The sequence below is a fragment of the Vallitalea longa genome (assembly GCF_027923465.1).
GTDB classification, from domain to species: Bacteria; Bacillota; Clostridia; order Lachnospirales; family Vallitaleaceae; genus Vallitalea; species Vallitalea longa.
In genome coordinates, this window is sequence record NZ_BRLB01000001.1 from 1,098,670 (window position 1) to 1,122,946 (window position 24,277).

At 31.6% G+C, this 24,277-nt stretch carries 26 protein-coding genes and 1 other annotated feature; all 26 genes read right to left on the reverse strand.

Going from position 1 to position 24,277, the window contains the following annotated elements:
- Positions 1–12: 12 nt before the first annotated feature.
- Positions 13–3,861 carry a DNA-directed RNA polymerase subunit beta gene (gene rpoB / locus QMG30_RS04785; protein WP_281812750.1) on the reverse strand — a complete coding sequence of 1,283 codons (3,849 nt, stop codon included), beginning with the start codon at positions 3,859–3,861 and terminating at the stop codon, positions 13–15.
- A gap of 519 nt (positions 3,862–4,380) precedes the next feature.
- Positions 4,381–4,755 (reverse strand): 50S ribosomal protein L7/L12, encoded by a 375-nt coding sequence (gene rplL / locus QMG30_RS04790; protein ID WP_281812752.1) that lies wholly within the window; start codon positions 4,753–4,755, stop codon positions 4,381–4,383.
- A gap of 26 nt (positions 4,756–4,781) precedes the next feature.
- Positions 4,782–5,342: a 50S ribosomal protein L10 gene (gene rplJ / locus QMG30_RS04795; protein WP_281812754.1), complete on the reverse strand. Its 561-nt coding sequence runs from the start codon at positions 5,340–5,342 to the stop codon at positions 4,782–4,784.
- Between the two features lie 170 nt (positions 5,343–5,512).
- Positions 5,513–5,674: a sequence feature (ribosomal protein L10 leader region), on the reverse strand.
- 57 nt (positions 5,675–5,731) lie between these two features.
- A complete protein-coding gene (gene rplA, locus QMG30_RS04800; protein ID WP_281812756.1) occupies positions 5,732–6,436 on the reverse strand; it encodes a 50S ribosomal protein L1 in 705 nt (234 codons plus the stop codon).
- A gap of 66 nt (positions 6,437–6,502) precedes the next feature.
- A complete protein-coding gene (gene rplK / locus QMG30_RS04805) occupies positions 6,503–6,928 on the reverse strand; it encodes a 50S ribosomal protein L11 (protein WP_281812758.1) in 426 nt (141 codons plus the stop codon).
- 92 nt (positions 6,929–7,020) lie between these two features.
- On the reverse strand, positions 7,021–7,539 hold the full coding sequence (nusG, locus tag QMG30_RS04810) for a transcription termination/antitermination protein NusG (RefSeq protein WP_281812760.1): 519 nt from the start codon (positions 7,537–7,539) through the stop codon (positions 7,021–7,023).
- An 87-nt stretch (positions 7,540–7,626) separates the two neighbouring features.
- Entirely contained in the window at positions 7,627–7,821 is a 195-nt protein-coding gene (gene secE / locus QMG30_RS04815) for a preprotein translocase subunit SecE (RefSeq protein ID WP_281812762.1), read from the reverse strand.
- Between the two features lie 32 nt (positions 7,822–7,853).
- A complete protein-coding gene (rpmG, locus tag QMG30_RS04820) occupies positions 7,854–8,003 on the reverse strand; it encodes a 50S ribosomal protein L33 (RefSeq protein ID WP_113672555.1) in 150 nt (49 codons plus the stop codon).
- A gap of 174 nt (positions 8,004–8,177) precedes the next feature.
- Positions 8,178–8,660 (reverse strand): flagellar export chaperone FlgN, encoded by a 483-nt coding sequence (flgN, locus tag QMG30_RS04825; protein ID WP_281812765.1) that lies wholly within the window; start codon positions 8,658–8,660, stop codon positions 8,178–8,180.
- 39 nt (positions 8,661–8,699) lie between these two features.
- On the reverse strand, positions 8,700–8,876 hold the full coding sequence (locus tag QMG30_RS04830) for a YjfB family protein (RefSeq protein ID WP_281812767.1): 177 nt from the start codon (positions 8,874–8,876) through the stop codon (positions 8,700–8,702).
- Positions 8,877–8,893: 17 nt separating this feature from the next.
- Positions 8,894–9,301 (reverse strand): flagellar export chaperone FliS, encoded by a 408-nt coding sequence (gene fliS, locus QMG30_RS04835; RefSeq protein WP_281812769.1) that lies wholly within the window; start codon positions 9,299–9,301, stop codon positions 8,894–8,896.
- Complete coding sequence (gene fliD / locus QMG30_RS04840) at positions 9,298–10,815, reverse strand: flagellar filament capping protein FliD (protein WP_281812771.1); 1,518 nt, start codon at positions 10,813–10,815, stop codon at positions 9,298–9,300. Before fliD ends, fliS begins: the two co-directional genes overlap by 4 nt.
- 11 nt (positions 10,816–10,826) lie before the next feature.
- Positions 10,827–11,204, reverse strand: a complete 378-nt coding sequence (locus QMG30_RS04845; RefSeq protein ID WP_281812773.1) for a flagellar protein FlaG — start codon at positions 11,202–11,204, stop codon at positions 10,827–10,829.
- A 147-nt stretch (positions 11,205–11,351) separates the two neighbouring features.
- Positions 11,352–12,545: a flagellin N-terminal helical domain-containing protein gene (locus tag QMG30_RS04850; protein ID WP_281812775.1), complete on the reverse strand. Its 1,194-nt coding sequence runs from the start codon at positions 12,543–12,545 to the stop codon at positions 11,352–11,354.
- A gap of 178 nt (positions 12,546–12,723) precedes the next feature.
- A complete protein-coding gene (gene csrA / locus QMG30_RS04855; protein ID WP_281812777.1) occupies positions 12,724–12,954 on the reverse strand; it encodes a carbon storage regulator CsrA in 231 nt (76 codons plus the stop codon).
- A 1-nt stretch (position 12,955) separates the two neighbouring features.
- Positions 12,956–13,405, reverse strand: coding sequence for a flagellar assembly protein FliW (gene fliW / locus QMG30_RS04860; RefSeq protein WP_281812779.1), 450 nt, complete (start codon positions 13,403–13,405; stop codon positions 12,956–12,958).
- Positions 13,406–13,613: 208 nt separating this feature from the next.
- Positions 13,614–14,927, reverse strand: a complete 1,314-nt coding sequence (gene flgL / locus QMG30_RS04865; RefSeq protein ID WP_281812781.1) for a flagellar hook-associated protein FlgL — start codon at positions 14,925–14,927, stop codon at positions 13,614–13,616.
- Positions 14,928–14,977: 50 nt separating this feature from the next.
- Positions 14,978–16,669 carry a flagellar hook-associated protein FlgK gene (flgK, locus tag QMG30_RS04870; protein ID WP_281812783.1) on the reverse strand — a complete coding sequence of 564 codons (1,692 nt, stop codon included), beginning with the start codon at positions 16,667–16,669 and terminating at the stop codon, positions 14,978–14,980.
- Between the two features lie 13 nt (positions 16,670–16,682).
- The gene (gene flgK / locus QMG30_RS04875; protein ID WP_281812785.1) at positions 16,683–18,281 is read right to left on the reverse strand and encodes a flagellar hook-associated protein FlgK; all 1,599 of its coding nucleotides are present in this window, start codon (positions 18,279–18,281) and stop codon (positions 16,683–16,685) included.
- A gap of 244 nt (positions 18,282–18,525) precedes the next feature.
- A complete protein-coding gene (locus tag QMG30_RS04880; protein ID WP_281812787.1) occupies positions 18,526–19,035 on the reverse strand; it encodes a flagellar protein FlgN in 510 nt (169 codons plus the stop codon).
- Between the two features lie 66 nt (positions 19,036–19,101).
- Positions 19,102–19,383, reverse strand: a complete 282-nt coding sequence (gene flgM / locus QMG30_RS04885; protein ID WP_281812789.1) for a flagellar biosynthesis anti-sigma factor FlgM — start codon at positions 19,381–19,383, stop codon at positions 19,102–19,104.
- Positions 19,384–19,665: 282 nt separating this feature from the next.
- Complete coding sequence (locus QMG30_RS04890; protein WP_281812791.1) at positions 19,666–20,079, reverse strand: flagellar protein; 414 nt, start codon at positions 20,077–20,079, stop codon at positions 19,666–19,668.
- Between the two features lie 18 nt (positions 20,080–20,097).
- Entirely contained in the window at positions 20,098–20,826 is a 729-nt protein-coding gene (locus QMG30_RS04895) for a ComF family protein (RefSeq protein ID WP_281812793.1), read from the reverse strand.
- 98 nt (positions 20,827–20,924) lie between these two features.
- A complete protein-coding gene (gene recD2, locus QMG30_RS04900; RefSeq protein WP_281812795.1) occupies positions 20,925–23,171 on the reverse strand; it encodes an SF1B family DNA helicase RecD2 in 2,247 nt (748 codons plus the stop codon).
- A gap of 333 nt (positions 23,172–23,504) precedes the next feature.
- Complete coding sequence (locus QMG30_RS04905) at positions 23,505–23,747, reverse strand: HPr family phosphocarrier protein (RefSeq protein WP_281812797.1); 243 nt, start codon at positions 23,745–23,747, stop codon at positions 23,505–23,507.
- A 29-nt stretch (positions 23,748–23,776) separates the two neighbouring features.
- The gene (locus QMG30_RS04910) at positions 23,777–24,259 is read right to left on the reverse strand and encodes a PTS sugar transporter subunit IIA (RefSeq protein WP_281812799.1); all 483 of its coding nucleotides are present in this window, start codon (positions 24,257–24,259) and stop codon (positions 23,777–23,779) included.
- Positions 24,260–24,277: the final 18 nt, after the last annotated feature.

Consider the following 24,277-nt stretch of genomic DNA (forward strand, 5'->3'; position numbering starts at 1 on the left):
GACACTCCCTTCTTACTTCTTATCATCAAATAATGTTTTTTCATCTGATATTATAAATTTATCTGCATCAAATTCTTCATAACTATCATCTTCTATATCATCAAAAAGCTCATTTGCTTCTGTAGTTTCTTTCTTACCAGGTGCATTATTAGCCATCTCAGGATTATATTCATCCTCTTTTCCTTCTAAGTTAATTGATAAGTCATCTACATCGTCCATATTTTCTTTGATTTCGATTTCTGTATCATCACTTCTAAGGATTTTTACATCAAGTGCTAATGATTGTAATTCTTTTAATAATACCTTAAATGATTCAGGTATTCCTGGTTCTGGTATGTTTTCTCCTTTGATTATTGCTTCGTAAGTTTTTACACGTCCAACTACATCATCAGATTTTACTGTTAATATTTCTTGAAGTGTATAAGCAGCACCATATGCTTCTAATGCCCATACCTCCATCTCACCAAATCTTTGTCCACCAAACTGTGCTTTACCACCTAATGGCTGTTGTGTTACTAATGAATAAGGTCCAGTTGATCTAGCATGAATTTTATCATCAACCAAATGGTGAAGTTTAAGGTAATGCATATAACCTACAGTAACAGGGTTATCAAAGAATTCACCTGTTCTACCATCTTTCAATAAAATCTTACCATCTCTAGAAATTGGTACACCAGCCCATTCTTCACGATGAGCTTTATGTTCATCCAAATACTGTAATACTTCTGGTTTTAATGATGCTGCATGCATTTCACAGAATGTATCCCAATCATTGTTAACGTAATCATTTGCAAGATCAAGTGTATCCATGATATCTTCTTCGTTTGCACCATCAAAAACAGGTGTTGCAATCTTAAATCCAAGTGCTTTGGCAGCTAGGCCAAGATGGACTTCAAGTACCTGTCCTATGTTCATACGGGATGGTACCCCTAATGGATTAAGAACGATATCTAATGGTCTACCATTTGGTAAAAATGGCATATCTTCTACTGGTAAAATTCTGGAGATAACACCTTTGTTTCCATGTCTACCAGCCATTTTATCTCCAACTGAAATCTTTCTTTTCTGAGCTATATAAGCTCTTACTGATTGATTAACTCCAGGTGGCAATTCGTCACCGTTTTCTCTTGTAAATACTTTTACATCTACGATTATACCAGTTTCTCCGTGAGGCACTCTAAGGGAAGTATCCCTAACTTCTCTAGCTTTTTCTCCAAAGATTGCTCTAAGAAGCCTTTCTTCTGCTGTAAGTTCAGTTTCACCTTTTGGTGTAACTTTTCCTACTAGAATATCATTAGCTCGCACTTCTGCACCTATTCTAATAATACCTCTTTCATCTAAGTCTTTTAGTGCATCTTCACCAACACCTGGTACATCTCTTGTAATTTCTTCTGGTCCAAGCTTAGTATCTCTTGCTTCTGCTTCGTATTCTTCTATATGAACAGATGTATATACATCTTCTTTTACTAGATTTTCACTTAACAAAATCGCATCCTCGAAGTTATAACCTTCCCAAGTCATAAAACCGATTAGTGGATTTTTACCTAATGCGATTTCACCATGATCTGTTGATGGTCCATCAGCAATAACTTCACCAACTTCAACTCTCTGACCTTTAGTGACAATAGGTCTTTGGTTTATACACGTACCTTGGTTACTTCGTGAAAACTTCTGTAATTTATAGATATCACGTTGGCCATCATCTGTTTTAATAACTACTTTTTTGGATGCAACTCTTTCTACAATACCTTTTCTTTTAGCTATTATTACTACACCTGAGTCAATAGCTGCTTTGTATTCCATACCAGTACCTACAATTGAAGAATCTGTCATAAGTAATGGTACAGCTTGTCGTTGCATGTTAGATCCCATTAATGCACGGTTAGCATCATCATTCTCTAAGAATGGAATCATTGATGTTGCCACTGAGAACAATTGTTTTGGTGATACGTCCATTAAATCAATTGCATTGGCATCCATCTCCAATATATCTTCTCTATGTCTTCCTGTAACGTACTTGTGCAAGAAATGTCCTTCTTCATCAAGTGGTTCGTTAGCTTGAGCTACTCTATAGTTTTCTTCTTCATCAGCAGTTACATATATAACTTCATCTGTAACTATAGGCTCTCCAGAAGATTTATCTAATTTTCTATAAGGTGCTTCAATAAATCCATATTCGTTAATTCTAGCATAGCATGCTAATGAGTTAATAAGTCCGATGTTAGGTCCCTCAGGTGTTTCGATAGGACACATTCTACCATAATGGGAATGATGGACGTCACGAACTTCAAAACCTGCACGCTCTCTTGATAGACCACCTGGTCCAAGAGCTGACAAACGTCTTTTATGAGTCAATTCTGCTAGAGGATTATTTTGGTCCATAAATTGTGACAGCTGTGAACTACCAAAGAATTCTTTAATAGCTGCTGTAACAGGTCTTATATTTATTAATGTTTGTGGTGATATACCATCACTATCTTGTATTGTCATTCTTTCTCTAACAACACGTTCTAGTCTTGATAAACCTATTCTAAATTGGTTTTGTAGTAATTCACCTACTGCACGAATTCTTCTATTTCCTAAATGGTCGATATCATCTTTGTTACCAATACCGTATTCCAATGCTATATTATAGTTGATTGAAGCTAGAATATCTTCTTTAGTGATGTGTTTTGGAACTAATTCATGTATGTTTCTTTTTATTGCTTGTTTTATGTCTTCTATGTCATCGTACTCTTCTAATATTTCTTGTAAAGCTTTATAATAAACTTTTTCATATATATCAAATTCTTTTGGATTAATATCTACATATTTAGTAATATCTACTGCTAAGTTAGATAATACTTTTACTTTTCGGTCTTCCACTGTAACCCAAACATATGGTATAGCTGCATCCTGAATTTCATCTGCCATTTCTTCAGTAATTACAGTTCCAGCTTCAGCTATGACTTCACCGGTTGAAGTATCAACAACTGATTCTGATAAAGGAAATCCTTTTACTCTATTTTTTAGAGCCAATTTCTTATTAAATTTATATCGTCCTACTTTAGCCAAGTCATATCTTCTAGGATCAAAAAACATTGTATTAATTAATGACTCAGCACTTTCAACTGTTGGTGGTTCTCCCGGTCTGATACGTTTATATATCTCAATTAAGCCTTCTTCATATGATGTTGTTCCATCTTTTTCAATACTTGCAAGTATTTTAGGCTCTTCCCCGAATAAATCCACAATAGCTGCATCTGTGCCGATACCTAATGTACGTATTAGTACTGTTATTGGTACTTTTCTTGTTCTATCAACACGCACGTAAAAAATATCGTTAGAATCAGTTTCATATTCTAACCAAGCCCCTCTATTAGGGATAACAGTTGCTGAAAATAATTTTTTACCAATCTTGTCAAAATTGATATTATAATATATACCAGGCGAACGAACTAATTGACTAACAATAACTCTCTCAGCACCATTAATAATAAAAGTACCTGTTTCAGTCATTACAGGTAAATCACCCATAAAGATTTCATGTTCATTGATTTCATCTTTTTCTTTATTGATAAGTCTAACTTTTACCTTTAACGGAGCCGCATAAGTGGCATCTCTTTCTTTGCATTCTTCAATTGTGTACTTTAATTCTTTATTAAGTGAGAAGTCTATAAGTTCTAGTACCAAATTCCCACTATAATCAGTAATAGGGGATATATCACGAAATACTTCCTTAAGTCCTTCTTTCAAAAACCATTGATAAGAGTTTTTTTGAACTTCTATTAGATTAGGCATGTCTAGGACTTCTTTTTTACGGGAGTAACTCATTCTAACGCCTCTCCCGATTTTCATAGGTCGAATTCTGTTTTTTTCCATGTACGTTTCACCCCTTGGCTAAATTTAAATTTATCTAAAAATACTATGATTTTTGGCAAAAAATAATATATTGCCAGTATCATCATGTATCATTAATCATCTTTTATATCATTGACATCTATTAAATTATTATTCATTTAGAATACTAAATGGTCTTATATCAGTAAAAATCAACTCTTTGGAGTTATTTTTCTTTATCTATTATTACCTAAGTTTTTTGTATACACGACTAATGAGCATACAACTCCACAATAATGCATTATCAAATGTTACCACACATTACAACTCGTGTCAATAATTTTTTGGAATTTTTTTAAGAATATTATTTTGTTTGATTTAAAATATATTTTTTGAACGATTTACCAAGTATTATTAGAAATTAATAAAAGCGACCATGAGCCGCATTCAATGAGATTAAGTTGTAGGATAATCTTTTTTATATGATATCCTATACTCTATCGAAATATTTACTTTTTATAAATTCAGCCTCTAGCACCTGCTAGAGGCTTATTGATAATATTATTTTAATGTTACAGATGCGCCAACTTCTTCTAATTTAGCTTTCATTTCTTCAGCTTGATCTTTAGCTACGCCTTCTTTAACATTTGTTGGAGCACCTTCAACTAATGATTTTGCTTCTTTTAATCCTAAACCAGTAATCTCTCTTACTGCTTTGATTACTTTGATTTTTTGTGATCCTGCTGCTGTTAATTCAACATCAAAATCAGTTTTTTCTTCTGCTGCTGCGCCTGCTGCTCCAGGAGCTGCCATTACGACACCTGCTGCTGCAGATACACCAAATTCTTCTTCACACGCTGTTACTAAATCGTTTAATTCTAAAACTGATAATTCTTTAATAGCATCAATTATTTCTGCTGTAGTTAATTTTGCCATTATTATACACCTCCGAAATTTTTATATTATTCTTCTGTTTTTTCTTGTACTTCTTCTTCTACTTTTGCACCTACTAATGAAGCAGCTGTTTCAGCTCCAGTTTCTTCTACCTTATCAGCGATAGCTTTAACTGTACGAGCAAATGTTGAAATAGGAGATTGGAAGCTTCCAAGTAATTTAGCAAGTAATTCATCTCTTGCAGGTATAGAAGCTACTTTCTTAATACCATCAACATCATAATAAACTCCTTCAACAACACCAGCTTTAAAAGCAAGCTTATCAAAGTCTTTTGCTACATTTTTAAGTATTCTTGGTCCAGCAGTAGGATCATCATAACTAATTGCAATAGCACTAGGACCTGCTAAGTGGTTTTTCAATTCTTCAAACTCAGTACCTTTGAAAGCAAAATTCATCATTGTGTTTTTATAAACTTTATAGATAACATTTCCTTCTCTAAGGTCTTTACGAAGTTTTGTATCTTGTTCAACAGATAAACCACGATAATCAACAAGCACTACAGATGATGCGCCATCAAGTCTTGATTTGATTTCATCTACTACTGTTTGCTTTAATTCTACATTTGGCATCCTGCACACCTCCTTAGATTCAAGTTGCCGACAGAAAACATACTCTGTATATTTTCTTAGTACGATTAAACATCGTATTATATAAGTAAAAACATAAAGTTTATTACTTAAGAACAAAGAGGCTACGCCTCATAAAAGATTTCAATGTAAATAGAAAGTAAACTTTCATATTTAATAAAATAAAACCTCTTTGCCAATAGACAAAGAGGTATATAAATCAATATAATCATAAATCAGATTGAATCTGTAATTAATATTGTTATTCCTCGGTAGGTGGTTTCCCTTTATACTAAATCAGTACCTACTGTCTACGGCATTATGGTAATTGAATCAATTACCTTTTATTTAATTTTCCAACGTATTATATCATCTATATAATAACTTGTCAACTACTTTTCAATAGCAGTTAATTTGTCTCCGTTGATTTTGATTCCAGGTCCCATTGTTGAAGTGATTGCAACACTTCTTAAATATTGACCTTTGGCAGCCGATGGCCTAGCCTTTATAATTGCGCTCATTAAAGTGTGGAAGTTGTCCGTAATCTTTTCTGTTCCAAATGATACTTTTCCGATTGGAACATGAATAATATTAGTTTTATCTAATCTATACTCAATTTTACCTGCTTTTATTTCCTTAATAGCTTTTGCAACATCCATTGTTACTGTTCCAGCTTTTGGATTTGGCATTAATCCTTTTGGACCAAGTATACGTCCAAGTCTACCTACAACTGCCATCATATCAGGTGTTGCTACTACAACATCAAAGTCTAACCAACCTTCGTTTTGAATCTTTGGAAGTAATTCATTTCCTCCAACGAAATCTGCTCCTGCTTCTTCTGCTTCTTTTACTTTATCGCCTTTTGCAAATACTAATACTCTAACTGTTTTACCTGTTCCGTGTGGAAGCACTACAGCTCCACGCACTTGTTGGTCAGCATGACGACTGTCTACACCTAATTTAATATGACATTCTATAGTTTCGTCAAATTTAGCACTAGCTGTTTTTACAACAATATCTGCTGCTTCTTTTGGATCATAAAGTGTTGTTCTATCGACTAATTTAGCCGCCTCTTTATATCTTTTTCCTCTTTTCATTTCATTAACCTCCTTGTGGTAATATCGGGAGCAACCCTCCCACAGTGTGAATTTTGTAGTCAATCTCTATTCTTCTACAACAATTCCCATGCTTCTTGCAGTTCCTGCAATCATACTCATTGCAGATTCAATAGAACTTGCATTCAAGTCTTTCATTTTAAGTTCTGCAATTTTCTTAACTTCATCTTTAGAAATTGTAGCTACTTTTGTTTTATTTGGAACTCCTGAACCAGAGTCAATTTTACAAGCTTTTTTAAGTAATATAGCTGCTGGTGGAGTCTTAGTGATAAAACTAAAACTTCTATCTTGATATACAGTAATTACTACTGGAATAATCATTCCTGCTTGATCAGCTGTTTTAGCATTGAATTCTTTTGTAAATTGCATTATGTTGACACCATGTTGTCCTAGTGCTGGACCTACTGGTGGTGCTGGTGTAGCTTTACCAGCTGGAATTTGTAATTTTATCATTCCTGTAACTTTCTTAGCCATTAAGGGCACCTCCTGAATTTTGTGGTATTTAACGGGATTTCCCTCCCACTAGCATGAACAATTAATATTCATACTATAAAACCAATAATAAATTAAATTTTTTCCATTTTCGTAAAGTCTAATTCTACTGGTGTTTCTCTACCAAATATTGAAAGATTAACTATTACGGTACGTTTATGCTCATGAATTTCCTTAACAACTCCGACAGACCCTTCAAATGGTCCTTCAGTAACTTTAACGGAATCGCCTACAGCTACCTCAATGTTAACGACCTCAATATCAATACCCATATTCTTAATTTCTTCTTCAGATAAAGGTACAGGTTTTGACCCAGGTCCTACGAATCCAGTAACACCTCTTGTATTTCTTACAACGTACCAAGTATCGTCATTCATAACCATTTTAATGATAACGTATCCTGGAAATGTTTTTTTCTCAACTTCTTTTTTATTTCCATTTTTCTCTTCTACAACTTTGTATAGTGGTACTATTACCTCTAATATTTGGTCATGTAATTTTCTGTTATCTACTAATTTTTCAATATTAGCCTTAACTTTGTTCTCATACCCTGAATAAGTATGAACAACAAACCATTTAGCTTCTTCTGCCATAGAACCATCCTTCTTTACTTATTTCACTTAGATTAAAAACCATAATGGTTGCATAATCTTACCTACTTGAAGAGTATACCTGTTTTTCTAATAAATATACCCTACTCCTGCTTGAAACAATAGGTCTATTACAGTAATCATAGCTCCAACCAATAAGGAAACAAATATTACAGTAACTGTTTGTTTTGCTAATGTTGTTCTGTCAGGCCAAACTATTTTTCTGAATTCACCTTTTAACCCTTTGAAAAAACTCTTCTTTTTAACAACTTTTGCGTCACCCATGTTTTCACTTCCTTTGTGCAGACTATAGAAATTTATTTAGTCTCTTTATGAAGAGTATGCTTTCTACAGAATCTACAGTATTTTTTTGTTTCTTGTCTTTCTGGATGTAATCTTTTCTCTTTTGTTGTGTTGTAATTTCTTTGCTTGCATTCAGTACATTCTAAAGTTATTTTGACACGCACAACTTCCACCTCCACTTGTCTATAAGTTTAGAGAAATACATATTATTTTACGGCATAAAAAAAAGAGCCCTACAAATATGCTTATATAATATATCATATTGTAGGTTCTGCTGTCAAGGTTTTTGACATATTTTTATTAATTAATGCTATTTATTGACTTCTTATAAAAAATAGCTATTTTTTCTTATCTAAAAAATATGATTGTTCCTTAAAAGAGTTATTCATATTCTTATAATAATTAGTTGCCGTCTTTTTGCTTTTCTTGAAAGTCTTTATTTTTCTTTTCTTATTATTAAAATGATCTTCTATCATGATTTTATTTTTTTCTTCGAGAACTTGTATTTCAATACCTATTTCTGAAACACTGGTTATTTTATCCTTTAGTAATTTTATTTTATCTTTATATAGATTAGTATTTTGCTTAAGTTCTTCTGATATTCTTTCAAATGTTGATTGAAATCCAGAATCAAGTATTTCTAGAGCATCAATATATTGTTGTTTCTCTGTTATAAATACGTTAAAATCTTCTAATTCAATTTTTTCTTGGTTAACATATTCATTTTGTTTCTTAGTCACTTCATAAATCTTTTTAAGAACGTCAGACTTTTCATCCAACGAATCTATAAGGATATTAAGATAGGTGTTAATACTAGACATACAAATACCTCTTTTCTATTAATATAGGCAAATATTATGTTATAGTTTAATATCTATATTAGCTCCTATATTTGGATTAACTGACGATTCCATTAGTTTAGTTAAAGCTTGTCCCTGTTCTTTTGCTAGATCCATTCCCATTTTTGATAATGATATGTTAACCTGAGACATTATTTTACCTTGTGACAAAGATGTTGATAGTGCTGCTATATCCATAGTATCACTTCACTCCTTTATTCTGTTATGTTATTTGTGCTCTTATTCTTAGGAATCTTTGCAAGTTTCATAGCTTCTTTCCATGTATCACGTAATTCTCTTAGGAGTCCTAGCACTTCTTCGAGTACTTCCTTATCTTTGTTTACATTTGCTTCTATGAGTCTTTCGTTGATATAATTATACATTGTTTTAAAGTTTTTGGAAACTGGATATTTGTCATCTAGTGTGATTATGAATTCTTGTATGATATCTTCTACTCTAGTTATATAATTATGAGTTTTTTCCATTTCTTTATCATCTATAGCCTCTATAGCTTGGTTACAAAATTTAATCGCTCCATTATAAAGCATCAGTGTAAGTTCTTGTGGAGAAGCTGTTAGTATAGCATTGTTTTGGTATTTGTTATATCCATTATTAGCTATCATTGTGACCCTCCTCCTAACATTGATACTAATGATGCACTTTGGCTATTCATAGCTTGAATTGCTTTTTCCATTGCCGTAAACTGTTGGTAATATCTTTGCTCTATTACAGTTAATTTATCTTCTAGTTCTTCAATACGATCAGCATACTCATCAATTCTATTATCCATTTCTTTGTCATTATAAAATGTTAGTGCACTACTTACCCCAGAACCCTTCATTTTATCTTGCATTACAGAATGAAGCTCTCTTCCAACTGCATTTAATAGTTCTGCAACTTTTTCTGGGTCTTCTTCTATAGCTTCTTTTAATGTATTAGTTTTAGCAGCGTATAATGGGTCATCTTCATCTCCATTGATATGTAAAAGTCCTCTTTCACTATAATCACCCGTTACAATACCTAAATCAGATAAAAAGTCATATTTAAAATCACTGGTATCTACTCCAGAACTAGTACCTAAAATATTTCTCATAGAATCTTTTAATCCAGATAGAATATCGTCTCGTCTTAATAATGAATTCTTAATTTTATCTTCCCAAAGCTTAATATCATCATCTGACATAGCTTTTTTTTCTTCTTGTGTTAAAGGTTCATATCCTTTTGCTCTATCTGCATTAACTTTGATATTCATTTCTAAAAGTATTTCATTATACTCATTCACAAAATCTTTAACTTTATTGTATATAGCGTCTGTATCCTGGTTAACTGTTATATTGGCAGATACCCCTTCATCTTTTAACGCTAATGTGAGACCATTTATATTAACCTCATTGCTATTTGAAGTTAAAGTTGTACCATTATATACAAATTCTGCATCCTGCCCATTAGTCCCTATTCTTGTCGAAGGTTTTCCACCTTCTGCATCCTGTAATCCTAGTGCAGACAATAATTCATCATCACCACTTACTATAATTTGTTGCTCTTGTCCCTGATCTTTTGTTGACATCATTAACCTATTAAAATTATTGTCAAATGATATATTAATATTATCTTGTTCCTTCTTTATCTTGTCTGTTATTTCAGAAATTGTATTATTAGCTGATATTTCTATATCCTTCGTTGTCTTACCATTATCAAGACTAATTGTTATTACTTTTGTGGTATCAGTTCCGAAATCAATTAGATCTCCGGCTTTCGTTGAAGATGTAATATCCTCACTATTTTTATCTGTTGTTATCTCATTACCTGTTAGAAAAGACCCTCTAGCTAGACGATTAATCTTTATTGTATGGGTTCCTTCTACTGCTGAAATACCAGCTTTTGCTGATATAATACCTTCATTAGATGATAACGCATTCTTTTTACAAAAAGTTCCTTTAGATTTTAAGTCAAAAACAGATTTAGTATAGAAAGAATACACCTTAGCATTCATATCTTTCCATATATCTTTTTTCCATTCAAGTTTTGTTTTATCTTTTTTAACCCTATCGACTTTTAATCTTTCAGCTTTCATAAGCTCTTTTATAATATTATCTGTATCTAGCCCAGAAGCTAATCCTGAAAATTGTATTCCCATGAAATCACCCCTTATCTTTTTTCATCAACGAATATGCCTGACATTTCCCATAATTTCGCAACCATATCTAATATTTTCTCAGATGGAATTTCTCTTATTACACTATCGTCTTCTGTATCAATCACTTTAACCAAAATTTGTTTAGTCTTTTCATGAATAGAGAATTCTAATCTCCTATTATAAGTCTTAAATTTTTTATTTGCTTTTTCAATAGCTTCTATTACTTCATGATCTTTATTTTGATTATTAATTTCTACATCAATGTTTTTTTCTACTATTGTTTTATTAGAATTTGTAGTCTTGTTTAAGTTTTGGACTACTTCTTTTTTGTTTACCTCAACTTGAGGATTTGAACTATATAATTCCATACCGTTTGATTTAATCATCATTGCTAACACCTCCAAACAATAATTTTATCATTTGTATATTATATCGTAACTATTAGAGATTATATTAACAAGTAAAAGTAAAATTTTTATTTATTCTATTAAAAAAAAGCCAGAGGAATAATCCTCTGACCCTCTGTAATATTTAAATTATCTTAATAATTGCAATACTCCTTGAGGAGCTTGATTTGCTTGTGCAAGCATTGATTGCGCAGCTTGTTGAAGAATATTGTTCTTAGTGAATGTCATCATTTCTTTAGCCATATCTACGTCTCTAACTCTTGCTTCAGATGCTTGAAGATTTTCTGCAGATGTATCTAAGTTTTTGATTGTATGTTCTAATCTATTCTGCATAGCACCAAGTTTTGATCTTTCACCAGAAACTTTTTCTATAGCTGACTGAAGAGTAGTAATTGAACTTGAAGCTGCTGGTTGACTTGAAACATTAATTCCTTTATCCTTACTTCCTTCTACATCTTCATTTAAAGCTAATACTGTATTTCCAGGAGCAGTAGTTATATTAGAGGTACCTAAAGCAGCACTGTCTTTAACTGCAACAGTAATTCCAGCTTCATCTGCAACAGCATCTAAAGCTGCTTTAATTTTTGCTTCAGTAGTACCTGTTACACTTCCTGCAGTAGTTCCATCACCTGCTTCTTGCTCCATTGTAATAGTAATTGTACTACCATCATCACTTAATTTTGCTTCTGTACTTGTTACAGCAGCATTATTAACATCACTTGATGAAACAAATTCAATAGTTAAAGCATTTCCTGTATTACTTGTAACTTCTATATTTGTAGCACCTACTACTTCCTGTGCCTCATAAGCTTTTCCTTGTACTCCTAATGCTTCTGCACCCATTTCATTAATAGATAAACTAACATTTTGTCCTTCGTTAGCTCCGATATGGAACTTACCTTGGAAATCTCCATCTAAAAGTTTTTGAGTGTTAAATTCTGTAGTATCTGAAATTCTTGTAAGTTCTTGAGATAATTGGTCTACCTCTTTTTGAATTTCTGAACGGTCTACAGATACATTAGTATCATTTGAAGATTGTACTGCTAATTCTCTCATTCTTTGAAGAATAGATTGAGATTCTTGAAGTGCACCTTCTGCTGTTTGAATAAGTGAAATACCATCTTGTGCATTTCTAGAAGCTTGATTCAATCCTCTAACTTGTGCTCTCATTTTTTCAGAAATAGCAAGTCCTGCTGCATCATCACCAGCTCTGTTAATTCTCATACCTGATGATAACTTTTCTATAGATTTTTGTCCATTTGCACTGTTAATTCCTAATTGACGATGTGTATTCATTGCCATCATATTGTGATTTATAATCATAATTTATTCCTCCTTGAATTTTCCTAATGACCATCCATTGTCATTATTATCATATTTACAAAGAACCAATTGGGCCCATATAATTGGCTCTTTATATCTTCATAATATATATCGGAATCTTTTTATATAACTTTACACTTTTATGAAATATTTTGTTAAATTAACCCATATTTTTTCTTTACTTTTTACCGAACATATTTTTCAACATCTCAGCTGTCTCTTCATTAGTATCCACAGCCATCTTATTCTCTTCCTGAATCTGCAAATATATCTCTTTTCTATGTATAGGAACATTTTTAGGAGCATTTATCCCCAATTTGACACCATCTTTTGATATGTCAATAACAATTAACTCAATATCATCTCCAATAATAATACCTTCGCCCTTTTTCCTAGATAATGCTAGCATATTATTCACCCACCTTTTGTTTTGATTCTTTTAGGTGTTCATAGAGATTATGCTTGATATTATATTCATCGCTATCTAGTATTACTTGAATTCCTTTATTACTTTTGCTATTGATGATAATAGGTGCTTTCAGATTGGTAGTCATCTTTTCAACATCCTCTGGTACTACGATTATATTGTATAAAACCAAATCCTCCTGATTAAGCTTACCAATACGTAAAATCAATTCATCATCTACATCAGGACTATAATCTGGAAAAACCAATGGTGTGACTATCATTGGCAACACAATATCCTTATCCTCCACAGATTGTAGCCAGCATAAAATATCATTAGCAAATAAAATAGTATACTCATGATATTGATTAAATCCAAAGATTCCATCTTCAAAAGTAATAATTTGTTCCTTATCTATCTCAATCTTTCCAAAATACTTAGTTTCAACTAACACTCAATCACCCCTTTTTTAATTATAGTATAGTTACATATAGTTAAATAAATCTTTGCACATACAAAATATCAGATAAACCTATTATATCATCCATTATTTAACATATAAAGCTATACTACATAAATATTTGTATTTATTTACTAACGTATAATATTATAGACGCATTTTTTATCAATGCGTCTATATTCACATATTTTATAGTTATATATTATCTAATGAAATCGAGTAAAGTACTTTGTATAATTTTAGTTGATGACATAAGTGCTGCATTATAAACCATCTCTTGTGATTTATAATTAACTATAACCTCTGCTATATTGATATCTTCATTTTTTGACATTAAATCAGTAAAATTCATGTTATCATTATCAAGTCTATTAATAGTCAAATCAAGTCTGTTTATTCTAGTACCTAGATCAGCTTCTTGTTTCAACAATCCATCTTTATGTCCATCAATTTTCCCAATCAACTCATTGAACCTGTCTCCCAGACTATCTTTCAGCAAATCATAATATTTAGAATCGCTGTCTGGGATTTTACCTACTTCGTTTATCATCTCTTCTAAATCTCTGAATAGATCCTTAGTTATCAAATCCGAACCTAAGGAATTAATGGCAACACTTTGATTATAACTGACTTGATAATGGATGTTATCTCTATCATTGTCATAAACTACATTCGTATCATTATCTGTACAATTAAAGTAATGTATTGGGTTAAGATCATTTTTGTTGAACTCATCTTTTATATATTTAAATTCTAATGGGTCTGGTATCTTACCTGCCGCTTTATCTTCGGAATTGAAAATCAACTCTCCTGTGTCCTGTAGAAAATTAACAGTACCAGATTGTGGTTCATATGCACTTTTATCATTGGAGTTTATTGTATTAACATTCAAAGTCCCTATTTTATCTATTTTCGGATTACTATTTTCTATATTAGAATACCCGAGCCTTATTCTATCAACATTCACAATTCTAGGACTTGCAGGCGGGTCTTCGTCAATAATTTTCTCTATGGACTCAATATCGTCCTTAGTGAATTCTTCGGTTATTGTGTAGCTTTTATCCGTTACAGCTTTTGTGAATGTTAATGGCTGATCTGTTTTGTAACCAGTAAAAACATAACGTCCAGCATAATCTACGTTTCCTTCATTAGCTAGTTGGTCTTTTAATTGTTTTAATGAAGTGATTATACTCTCTCTTTCACCAACACCTAGAGTATCATTTGTAGCTTGTACACATAGAGTTCTAGCTTTTTTGACTATTTCTATTATATTGGAAACGGAGTTCTCAGTAACAGTCATCCATGATATTGCGTCTTCGGCATTTGATTTATATTGTTGTACTTCTCTTATGTTAGTTCTGAATTTCAATGCTCTTACCGCAACAATAGGATCATCAGAGGGCTTCTGAATCTTTTTGCCTGTAGCTAATTGTCCTTCATAGATGCTAAGAGCATATTTACTTCTGCTTAAACTTAGAAGTATATTATTAGATATCATATTATTCGTTATCCGCATGTGATTACACCTTCCTTATATCATATTTACACGTATATATCAACCGCTTACTAATTGGCTCCCATTCTATTAATCGTTACATCATATATCTCATCAAAAACCCTTATCATCTGAGCAGAAACCATATATGCTTGTTGAAACTTAATGATATTCATTGTTTCTTCATTGATATCTACACCAGAATAAGATATTCTCTGATTATCAATCATCACGTTCAGATTAATCTGTCCTGTCTCAAAACTATCGGCTTGACTTTTATCTATTCCAAGTTCACCTACTAATGCCTGAATGTAGTTACCTGGTTCACCTGTCTCGAACATACTATTATCATGTTTAAGACTAAGAATTTCTTTTATGAGGTCACCATCACTCTCACCTGTATTTTTGTCAAAACGTGTCAGTAACTTATCTATATCATCTTGGATTTCTTGTGAGAATTGAAAATTATCAATGGTCATCTTGTTATAATCTACATCATCTCCAGGCTTATAACCTTCATAAGTGAACAGCGGAACACCACTTCCATTATTACCTTTTGCATGTATTTCATTGAAATGTTGTGCAACGGTTCTAACGAATCTATTTAATTTTTCAACATAATAAGTGATTCCTTTATACTTTAAGTCTTGTCCCATACTTACATTATTTGCTCCTGTTGGAGCTTCTTCTTCCAAAGTAAAAGTACACGTATCAGGATCATAATCAGTATATTTATAAGCTTTATCATCTATAATGATTTCCCCTTGTTTCGGGATATCACTTCTATTAGCACCTTTTACTACGATGGTTTTAGTTGGTAGAGTAGTATTAGTATGATCTATGACCGCTCGAAAATTATCACCGTTATTTCCGTCTCTCATATCAATATAACCTTTTAGCTCACCTTTTAGACTACTATCTGTCATATTGAATTTGATTCCAGTTTGCCAGTATATATCAAATAATCCTGGTTCGTCCTCAGGATTGTATACATTTTCCCTTGACCTTGTTTCTAATAAATTAGCATTAGATCCTTCTACTAATTTCTTACCGTTAGCAAATACTGAAAATGTTTTTTTACCATTGATACCTGTTCTTTCATCCACTTTTATATTGATTATCTGAGATAATTCATCAACAATCAATGCTCTCTTATCTCTAAGGTCATTAGCCTCAACTCCAGAAAATTCAACATTCTCTATTTGTTTATTTACTGTAGCCAATTGATTGGAGAGATTATTAATCTGGTCTACTTTAGTTTTTATAGAAAAATTAGCATCTCTTTGAAAAGATCTCATTTTATCTCCGATATCATTAAAAAATTGAGAGAAACTATTAGCCATATCAATAAAATTGATTTTATAGGAACTATTTGATGGATCAGTAGATAATTTTGATAATGCCTCAAACATATCTTCAAATTCCGTAGTAATTCCTGTATTGTTTACTTCATTTAATATCGTCTCTATATTACTGGTCTGTGAATTTTTTACTGAATATTCTCCTAGATGACCTGAATTATTCCAGAACTTCATATCCAAATATTCATTTCTAAATTGACTTATTTTAGTTATTTCTGAACCAGTACCCACCATTCCAATACCATTATTAGGTAGAGGTCTACTTGCTGACTGAACTCCATATTGTCGGCTGTAACCTGGGGTTTGTGCATTAGTGACGTTATGATTGGTGATATCCAACCACGTTCTAGCTGTAAATAAACCTTGTGTTGCTACATTTAATCCAAAAAAAGATGAATTCAATTGTACTTCCCCCCTATCTTCCTACAATACCTAATCTATTAATTACTTGATCTAACATCTGATCTACTACTGTTACCACTCTTGCAGATGCATTATAAGCATGTTGATATTTCATCATATTACCTAATTCTTCATCAGATGATACACCCATGAAGGTACTTCTCTGATTATCTATCTGTGCAACCAGTATCTGTTGATTATCCATTTGAGTTCTAGCAGATTTTCCTAGATTTCCTATCTCTCCAACAAAACTGATATAATATTTATTTATATTGAGTTTTGCTTCACATCCAGGATATTCAGTTATATTTGGCTCTTGCCATTTCTTAATGATATCTTCAACGATATTATTATCTTGTACTTTAGTTAGATCTTCTGTTATACATATCTTGTCATAATCATTTAATATTTCAGGATTAATCTCAAGATTACCTGCTGAATATAATGAACTATAATTTGTTTTATCTTCACCATTATATGTAGAACCATTATATCTATCCATATTTATTCTCTTGAAAACTTCTATATTCTGCGAACCATCCAAACCATAAGGTGAATCAGTACCTTTACCTCTTGGCGCTACAATATCATTGATTGTTGTTACTACAGAATGAACAAATAAATCAAATTTCGCCTGAGCTGTCATAAGAATAGATGGTTTGACATTTTTATTATATTCATCAGCCTTTTTCGTATCCATCCAATTGGCTTGTCTAGTACCCCTTGCCATTAATAATCCTTTTAATGAACCTTTGTCATTTTCTCTTTCTGCTGAAATTTCTGTATCAAGATTAAATACTCTTTTACCTGTATCTTCCCATATAGGTGATACTAGTGGACTATTAGGTACAGATTGTTCAAGCTCTATTTTATAGACATGGTCTACAGATACTAAGTTATGTCCTTCTGCCTTAACATTAACATTACCAGTCTTGTCCTCACTATAAGTTATATCGACAATATGAGATAATTTGTCTAGAGCCAGATTTCTGGCATCTCTATAATCATTTGCATTATCACCATTCAGTTCGTATTTGACTATTTCTTTATTAAGCCTATCAATCTCTTCACCTAATCTATTGATTTCATCTACATTATCAATAACTTGTTTATTAAGATTTAATTGATATTCATTCAACTGCTCCATTACTAGATTAGCTTTATTCACAAAAAGGACTGCACTCTGAACAAAAGTACCTCTTGCTTCTCTACCATCTGGGTGTTTTGATAATTCATTCAGGGATTTATAGAATTTGTTAAGTACGGTTTCCATACTTTCTCCTTCTATCTCACCTAGAACTGTTTCTATTTCTTGTACTGTTTCTGCGCCAGACCTGTAATAACCATATCTGCTAGCTTCATTCCTGAATGCTCCATCTAGAAACATATCTCTAACTTGACGTAAACATTCAACATCTGTACCCATACCAACCATCAGATTACTATTGCCGCTAGTCCCTATTTTTAGATAATTGGATTCTTTCATTAAAATCTGCTGTCTAACATATCCAGGTGTGTTTACGTTAGCCAGATTATGAGCTGTAGACTGTAATGCTTGTTGGTTTGCTCTCAGCCCTGAGACTGCTCTAGATAAACTACTTATTGAAGACACATTATCACCTCTGTTATTATGTATATTTATTAAATTTATCGTATCAATCATTTCTATATTCCGTACAATCATGTCTAGTCAAAAATTGTGGAATCCGCAACTGCTCAACTTATTTAAATTTGCATTTTTCTGAAATTGGACTACCTATATTTATTTTTAAAAGTTAAGTATTAAGAGTTATAAGCTATCTTCATATAATCTATACTTATACCTCTTAATACTCAACCAAAAAACATTCCATCAATTATTGTTTTGCATCAAAGAATCTCTTGCCATCATGGTCATTGCATATATAACCCTGCGATTCATAGTTGCTATTAGTGATAGAACTATTACTTTGTATAGCATTCATAGTAAAATCTATATAATCTAATGATTCTTTCAATAATATCTTATTCCTATCATTGATTCTCTGTAATTTCTCTACTATTTCCTTAATCTCATCTTTTAGATTATTTAGTTTGATATGTTCTTGTTCTTGCTTGACTAATAAATCTGCTAAATTACTTATAGTTAGTTCCTCAGCGTTTTTATTGGTTACTATAGCTATATCATCAATTATTTCTTCTCTTTTTCTATCTGTTTTAATAACAGAACCTGCAATTTCTTGTTCTCTGTTGGTAAGTTCATTAAGAGTAGTTATATCACCCTGTATTATTGTTTCTGTTTTTTCTTCACCTATAGAGAGTAAATCTTCATAACAATTTTTTTCTTTTTCTAAAGTTGTTATTAAATCTTCTATTAAGCTAGCCAATGTGCTCAATCCTTTCAAAAAAATTATCTTATGTCACTTATAGTTAGATTAATAATAATAACAAACCTATCTTCTTTTATCAAAATATCTGTCTATTATCTTATCTGCAACTTCTTTAGCAGTAACATCATATGATCCGGACTGCATACGTTTTTTGATGTCATTCACTTTATCATATCTTATGTCAGGAGTATTCTTAACTGCTTTTTTTGCGATTTGGAGTTCTTTAGCTACATCTGATATTGCTAATGAATCTTTTTCCTTTTTAATTTTTGATACTTTGGATATTCTATCTGTGGCATTAACTTTATAAGCATTGTTAATATTTTTTATACCATTGATTCTCATGATAGAACACGTCCTTCCATTTTTTTCTCTAACATATTTTAATTATATGTTGTTTTCAATTATTTTATCGGCAATCCTAGCAATATTATTTAGGATTATATTTAAAAAAGTGATTACTACCATTCTTAATACTTGAAAGTAGTATTTTTCTATATTTATAGATAAATTTTGATTACTATTATATGCGTTAATTATAACTGATTGCAATAAAACAGACTGACTATAAGCCAGCCTACTTATTGTTCAATAAATAATCTTAAATCCATATATCTTTTGATGAATTTAACGCAAACTATCTTTATTCAGATAACGCATCTTGTTTTTAACTTTATCTGCCTTTAGTTTTTCGATTTTTTCCTTATCATATGCTCCATTCAAATTATGTTGAATATCATGTTTACATTGATCACAGTATCTACCAGTCCTAATGGTTTTCCCACATAATTCACACTCGATACCTATTGCAGATCCTTCTGCAAAAATCAATCGTTCTTCACGAACCCATTGATGAATCAATTTCATTGAGACATCACAATCATCTGCTACCTGTGATATATTAGCACTTGGGTTATCTCTTATGTATTTCTTGGTCACTTGGAACTGGTCCTCTAGGTTACTTTTACATGCAGGACATATTGGTACTCCTGTTATATAATTAAATATTTTCCCACATTTTACACAATTCCTTACGTTCATATGCAAAACACCTCCGTATTAAAATCCTTTGCCTATTGCTAAAGTAATAAAAAATACTTCTTTTGCTCCATTTCTCAATAATTCCTTTGATAAACTATCAATAGTATTCCCTGTAGTATATATATCGTCACAAATCAAAACTCTCTTATCTTTTATTTGATTTGGTTTTACTACCTTGAACACTTTTTTCATGTTATTGGATCTTTCTTTATCAGAGAGATTTTTCTGAGCTTTCGTATTTATCGTTCTTATGACACAATTAGAACTATAGGGTATATTTAGAAATTTCCCTATATTCTTACCGATAATATCAGCTTGGTTATAACCTCTTTTTCTCTCTTTATTAATATGTAGCGGTACAGGAATTATTAAGTCAATAAAAGCTTCTGATATTTCTCTTTTATATAATGTTACTACTTCCTTAGAGAATATTTTACCATAATTCTTGTTATTATTGTATTTAAATCTTCGTAAAGCTTTTTTTATTTCACCAGAATATAACCATAAAGCCCACCCTCTAGTATAGCTGTGTTCATTTTTGGTGCAATCATAACAGTAATCCTCCATTTCATTATCTAAAGGTTTACTACATTTTTTACAACGAGGTTCTGTTACATATGGGAGTTCTTCAACGCATGAATCACAAATCCTTTCTTCTTCATTTATAGGTATTATGTTCATGCATATGGGACAACGTTTCGGATAAATTATATTTAACAATTCATTACCTAATTTATCTATTTTCATATTGTTCACTACCTATACTTTATATAGTAGAAATATCTAACATCCTAAGTTAGTCTTTTGGAACGTAATAATGACGAACTAAAACCCTGAGTAAATTATCAAATAATAGCTTCACTCATTGTATCATATACCTCTTTTAATCTTAATTGTAGTGTAGAATAACGTTCTATCTCTTTGTCGTTATCTATCATTTGATAGATAGTAGTATCCAACCCAACTATTACCACATATTTCTTAGCACGAGTAACAGCAGTATATAACAAATTCCTTATAAGAAGCATAGATGGTCCTGTAAGTAAAGGAATTACCACAACTGGATATTCACTTCCCTGTGATTTATGAATGGTTACAGCATAAGCCAACTCTAACTCCTCAAGATTAGCGTATTCATATTCAGCTACCTTATCATCTTCAAATTTCACTTTTAACTTGTTAGTATATTGATTTATTTCACTAATGATTCCTATATCGCCATTAAATACTCCTATACCTTCATCAATAGTGAAATTATAATCATTTTTGACTTGCCATGCCAGATTATAATTATTCTTAATCTGCATGACTTTATCTCCTTCTCTAAAAAGAATATCACGAAATATTTTTTCATTCTTATCTTTATTTGGTGGATTCAATGTTTCTTGTAATACCTTATTGAGATTAATTGTTCCAAGGAGTCCTTTTCTCATAGGTGAAAGGATCTGTATTCCATCAAAAGTTGAACATTTAGCAAACTTTGGTAATCTGGTTTTAGTCAAAGTTTTGATTTGTTCTAGTATCGCTGCTGCGGTCGACCTTTTGATATAGAAGAAATCACTTTTTTTATTGGAAAGATCAATGTGTTCTCCAGAATTTATCTTATGCGCATTCATTATAATTGCACTTTCCCTTGCTTGTCTGAATATTTTTTCTAACTTGACAACTTTCACTCTCTTACTTTCTATAATATCTTTTAATACATTTCCTGGTCCAACAGATGGTAATTGGTCTTTATCTCCAACAATTATAAGTCTTGTCCCTGGAATCAATGCTTTCAATAAACTATTCATAAGAACGATATCAACCATAGATGCTTCATCAACTATTAATGCATCACATTCCAAAGGATTATCTTCATGTTTTTCAAATCTATTATTATTATCATCACTATTCATGAAAGATATTTCTAGTAATCTGTGTATAGTCTGTGCTTGTCTTCCCGTAGCTTCTGTCATTCTTTTGGCTGCTCTGCCTGTAGGTGCTGCTAACAATACATCCAACCCTTGTCTTTCCAGTAGTTCAATAATTGAATTAATCGTTGTGGTTTTACCAGTACCTGGGCCACCAGTTATTACTATAACACCATTGCTGATACCCTCTTTTATAGCTTCTTTTTGATAATCATCAAAACTTATGTTAGAAGTTTCCTCTATATCGTCAATCTCCTTATCTACACCACTAGGTAATTCATAATCAAATTGTGCAAGATCATATATTTTTCTAGCCACATTTAATTCAAGATGATAGAACATCATATTATAGGTTATGCTATTATCATCAACCTCTTTTGTTATTACTTGTTTATTGATCTGCAATTCTATCAAAGCATTTTCAATCAATTCATAAGGAACCAATAACATCTCTTCAGCTTTATCAATGAGATCATTTCTAGGCAAATAGGTATGACCATTAATGGAAGCTCTATTCAATAGGTACATAACACCAGCCTTGACTCTATTAATAGAATCACGATGTATTCCCATTTTCATAGCTATTTCATCAGCTGTCTTGAATCCTATTCCTATAATGTCTTCAGCAAGTTTGTAAGGATTGTTGCCGACTATATCCATAGTCCGTTCTTTATATTTATTATATATTTTTATAGAATATGTTAAGGAGATTCCGTATTCTTGTAAAAATATAACCGTTTTTCTCATTTCTCGTTGTTCATAGAAAACTTCTGCTACGTCTCTAGCTTTATTTTCACTTATCCCTTTAACAGTAGCTAAGGTATGTGGCTCTTCTTCAATTATTCTGAATGAATCATCACCGAATTTCTTAACTATTCTCTTAGCTAAAGCAGGTCCTATTCCTTTAATAGCTCCTGATGATAGGTATCTCAATACTGAATGCCTGTCTTTTGGTATGAAACTCTGATAAGTCTCTATTTGAAATTGTCTTCCATAAGTATGATGCGAAACGTATTCTCCTACTGCTCTTATCTGTTCCCCTTCAGAAACTGAAAGCATAGTACCTACACAAGTTATATCCTCTTCTTCGGTACTTACTTCACATACACAATATCCGTTGTTTTCATTCTTATAGATTATCTCTTCAATTATTCCTTCAATAACCTGCTGATTTTCCATTAAATCACCTTTAATATTATTTATATCATTATTAAATTATTTTATCATATATGAATATTAAAGACAATTATTGTATTTATCGAATATGTAGTAGGACTTTCGTATAAGACCAAAAAGGCATAGGTATCTCTTCCACTTTTCATTGTGCAAAACAAACCTATTACCCTTTATTTCCTGATTAGCAGCATTCAAAACCTGTAGCTATCAAATATCTTGTCCTTAAAAATATATTTTTTCCATGGAATTATATTATCATCTGATATTATGACTATACTATTTAATAGTATTAACTATTAACTGTATATCCTCTAAATAAGAAAAGGACTAGTATCTCTACCAGTCCTTTTCAAGAGGGTCTTGAATTAGATGCATCAATTTTTGCATAGCTTTATTTTCATCAATTCCATCAATGATGATTTTTATTCTATCATCCTTAACTAATTCCGATGTCAGTACACTAATAATACTTTTTGCATTAACAGACTTGTCTTCAGCAATTATTGTTATACTGGATTGAAATTTTGATGCTTGATTTACGAAATATGCACATGGTCTTGCATGAAAATCATATTTCAATACAACCTCTTTAATAAGCATATTAATCACTACTTTAATTTTATTTTCATTATAACCTCATCTTCAACTAATTTATTCATATTACTTGGAGAAATGCTTTTGACTCTTTCCATATTGGTAATTATTATAGGTGTAATTATATCTTTACCTTTTTCTTTAATCAATTCCAGGTCCATTCTCATTAACGAGTCACCTTTTTTTACTTCCTGTTGTTCCTTGATTAACCTTTCAAAACCTTCACCTTTTAGTTCTACGGTATCTACTCCCATATGTATCATAATCTCTAATCCTTCTCTTGTAACTAAACCTAAAGCATGATTAGTGGGAAATATCTGAACTATCTTACCGTCACATGGTGCTTTAATAATACCATTATGTGGTAGAAATGCAATACCATCTCCAATCATCCTAGAAGCAAAAACTTCATCTGGTACTTTATCAAGTTCTAAAACTTTGCCTCTAGCTGGAATATATATTAGGATATCTTTTTGTTTTTTCAATATATTAAACATTTTTTCCTCCTAGGATTA

What these genes read in the sequence shown, in the direction of transcription:
- rpoB (WP_281812750.1), bottom strand. Translation starts at nt 3,861, where the DNA reads ATGGAAAAAAACAGAATTCGACCTATGAAAATCGGGAGAGGCGTTAGA.
- rplA (WP_281812756.1), bottom strand. Translation starts at nt 6,436, where the DNA reads ATGAAAAGAGGAAAAAGATATAAAGAGGCGGCTAAATTAGTCGATAGA.
- csrA (WP_281812777.1), bottom strand. Translation starts at nt 12,954, where the DNA reads ATGCTAGCATTATCTAGGAAAAAGGGCGAAGGTATTATTATTGGAGAT.
- recD2 (WP_281812795.1), bottom strand. Translation starts at nt 23,171, where the DNA reads ATGGAAAATCAGCAGGTTATTGAAGGAATAATTGAAGAGATAATCTAT.
- QMG30_RS04910 (WP_281812799.1), bottom strand. Translation starts at nt 24,259, where the DNA reads ATGTTTAATATATTGAAAAAACAAAAAGATATCCTAATATATATTCCA.
- fliS (WP_281812769.1), bottom strand. Translation starts at nt 9,301, where the DNA reads ATGATAGCTAATAATGGATATAACAAATACCAAAACAATGCTATACTA.
- rplJ (WP_281812754.1), bottom strand. Translation starts at nt 5,342, where the DNA reads ATGCCAAATGTAGAATTAAAGCAAACAGTAGTAGATGAAATCAAATCA.
- QMG30_RS04890 (WP_281812791.1), bottom strand. Translation starts at nt 20,079, where the DNA reads ATGAACGTAAGGAATTGTGTAAAATGTGGGAAAATATTTAATTATATA.
- flgN (WP_281812765.1), bottom strand. Translation starts at nt 8,660, where the DNA reads ATGTCTAGTATTAACACCTATCTTAATATCCTTATAGATTCGTTGGAT.
- rplL (WP_281812752.1), bottom strand. Translation starts at nt 4,755, where the DNA reads ATGGCAAAATTAACTACAGCAGAAATAATTGATGCTATTAAAGAATTA.
- flgM (WP_281812789.1), bottom strand. Translation starts at nt 19,383, where the DNA reads ATGAGAATCAATGGTATAAAAAATATTAACAATGCTTATAAAGTTAAT.
- fliD (WP_281812771.1), bottom strand. Translation starts at nt 10,815, where the DNA reads ATGGGAATACAATTTTCAGGATTAGCTTCTGGGCTAGATACAGATAAT.
- QMG30_RS04845 (WP_281812773.1), bottom strand. Translation starts at nt 11,204, where the DNA reads ATGATGATTAAATCAAACGGTATGGAATTATATAGTTCAAATCCTCAA.
- flgL (WP_281812781.1), bottom strand. Translation starts at nt 14,927, where the DNA reads ATGCGGATAACGAATAATATGATATCTAATAATATACTTCTAAGTTTA.
- QMG30_RS04830 (WP_281812767.1), bottom strand. Translation starts at nt 8,876, where the DNA reads ATGGATATAGCAGCACTATCAACATCTTTGTCACAAGGTAAAATAATG.
- QMG30_RS04850 (WP_281812775.1), bottom strand. Translation starts at nt 12,545, where the DNA reads ATGATTATAAATCACAATATGATGGCAATGAATACACATCGTCAATTA.
- QMG30_RS04895 (WP_281812793.1), bottom strand. Translation starts at nt 20,826, where the DNA reads ATGAAAATAGATAAATTAGGTAATGAATTGTTAAATATAATTTATCCG.
- rplK (WP_281812758.1), bottom strand. Translation starts at nt 6,928, where the DNA reads ATGGCTAAGAAAGTTACAGGAATGATAAAATTACAAATTCCAGCTGGT.
- nusG (WP_281812760.1), bottom strand. Translation starts at nt 7,539, where the DNA reads ATGGCAGAAGAAGCTAAATGGTTTGTTGTTCATACTTATTCAGGGTAT.
- secE (WP_281812762.1), bottom strand. Translation starts at nt 7,821, where the DNA reads ATGGGTGACGCAAAAGTTGTTAAAAAGAAGAGTTTTTTCAAAGGGTTA.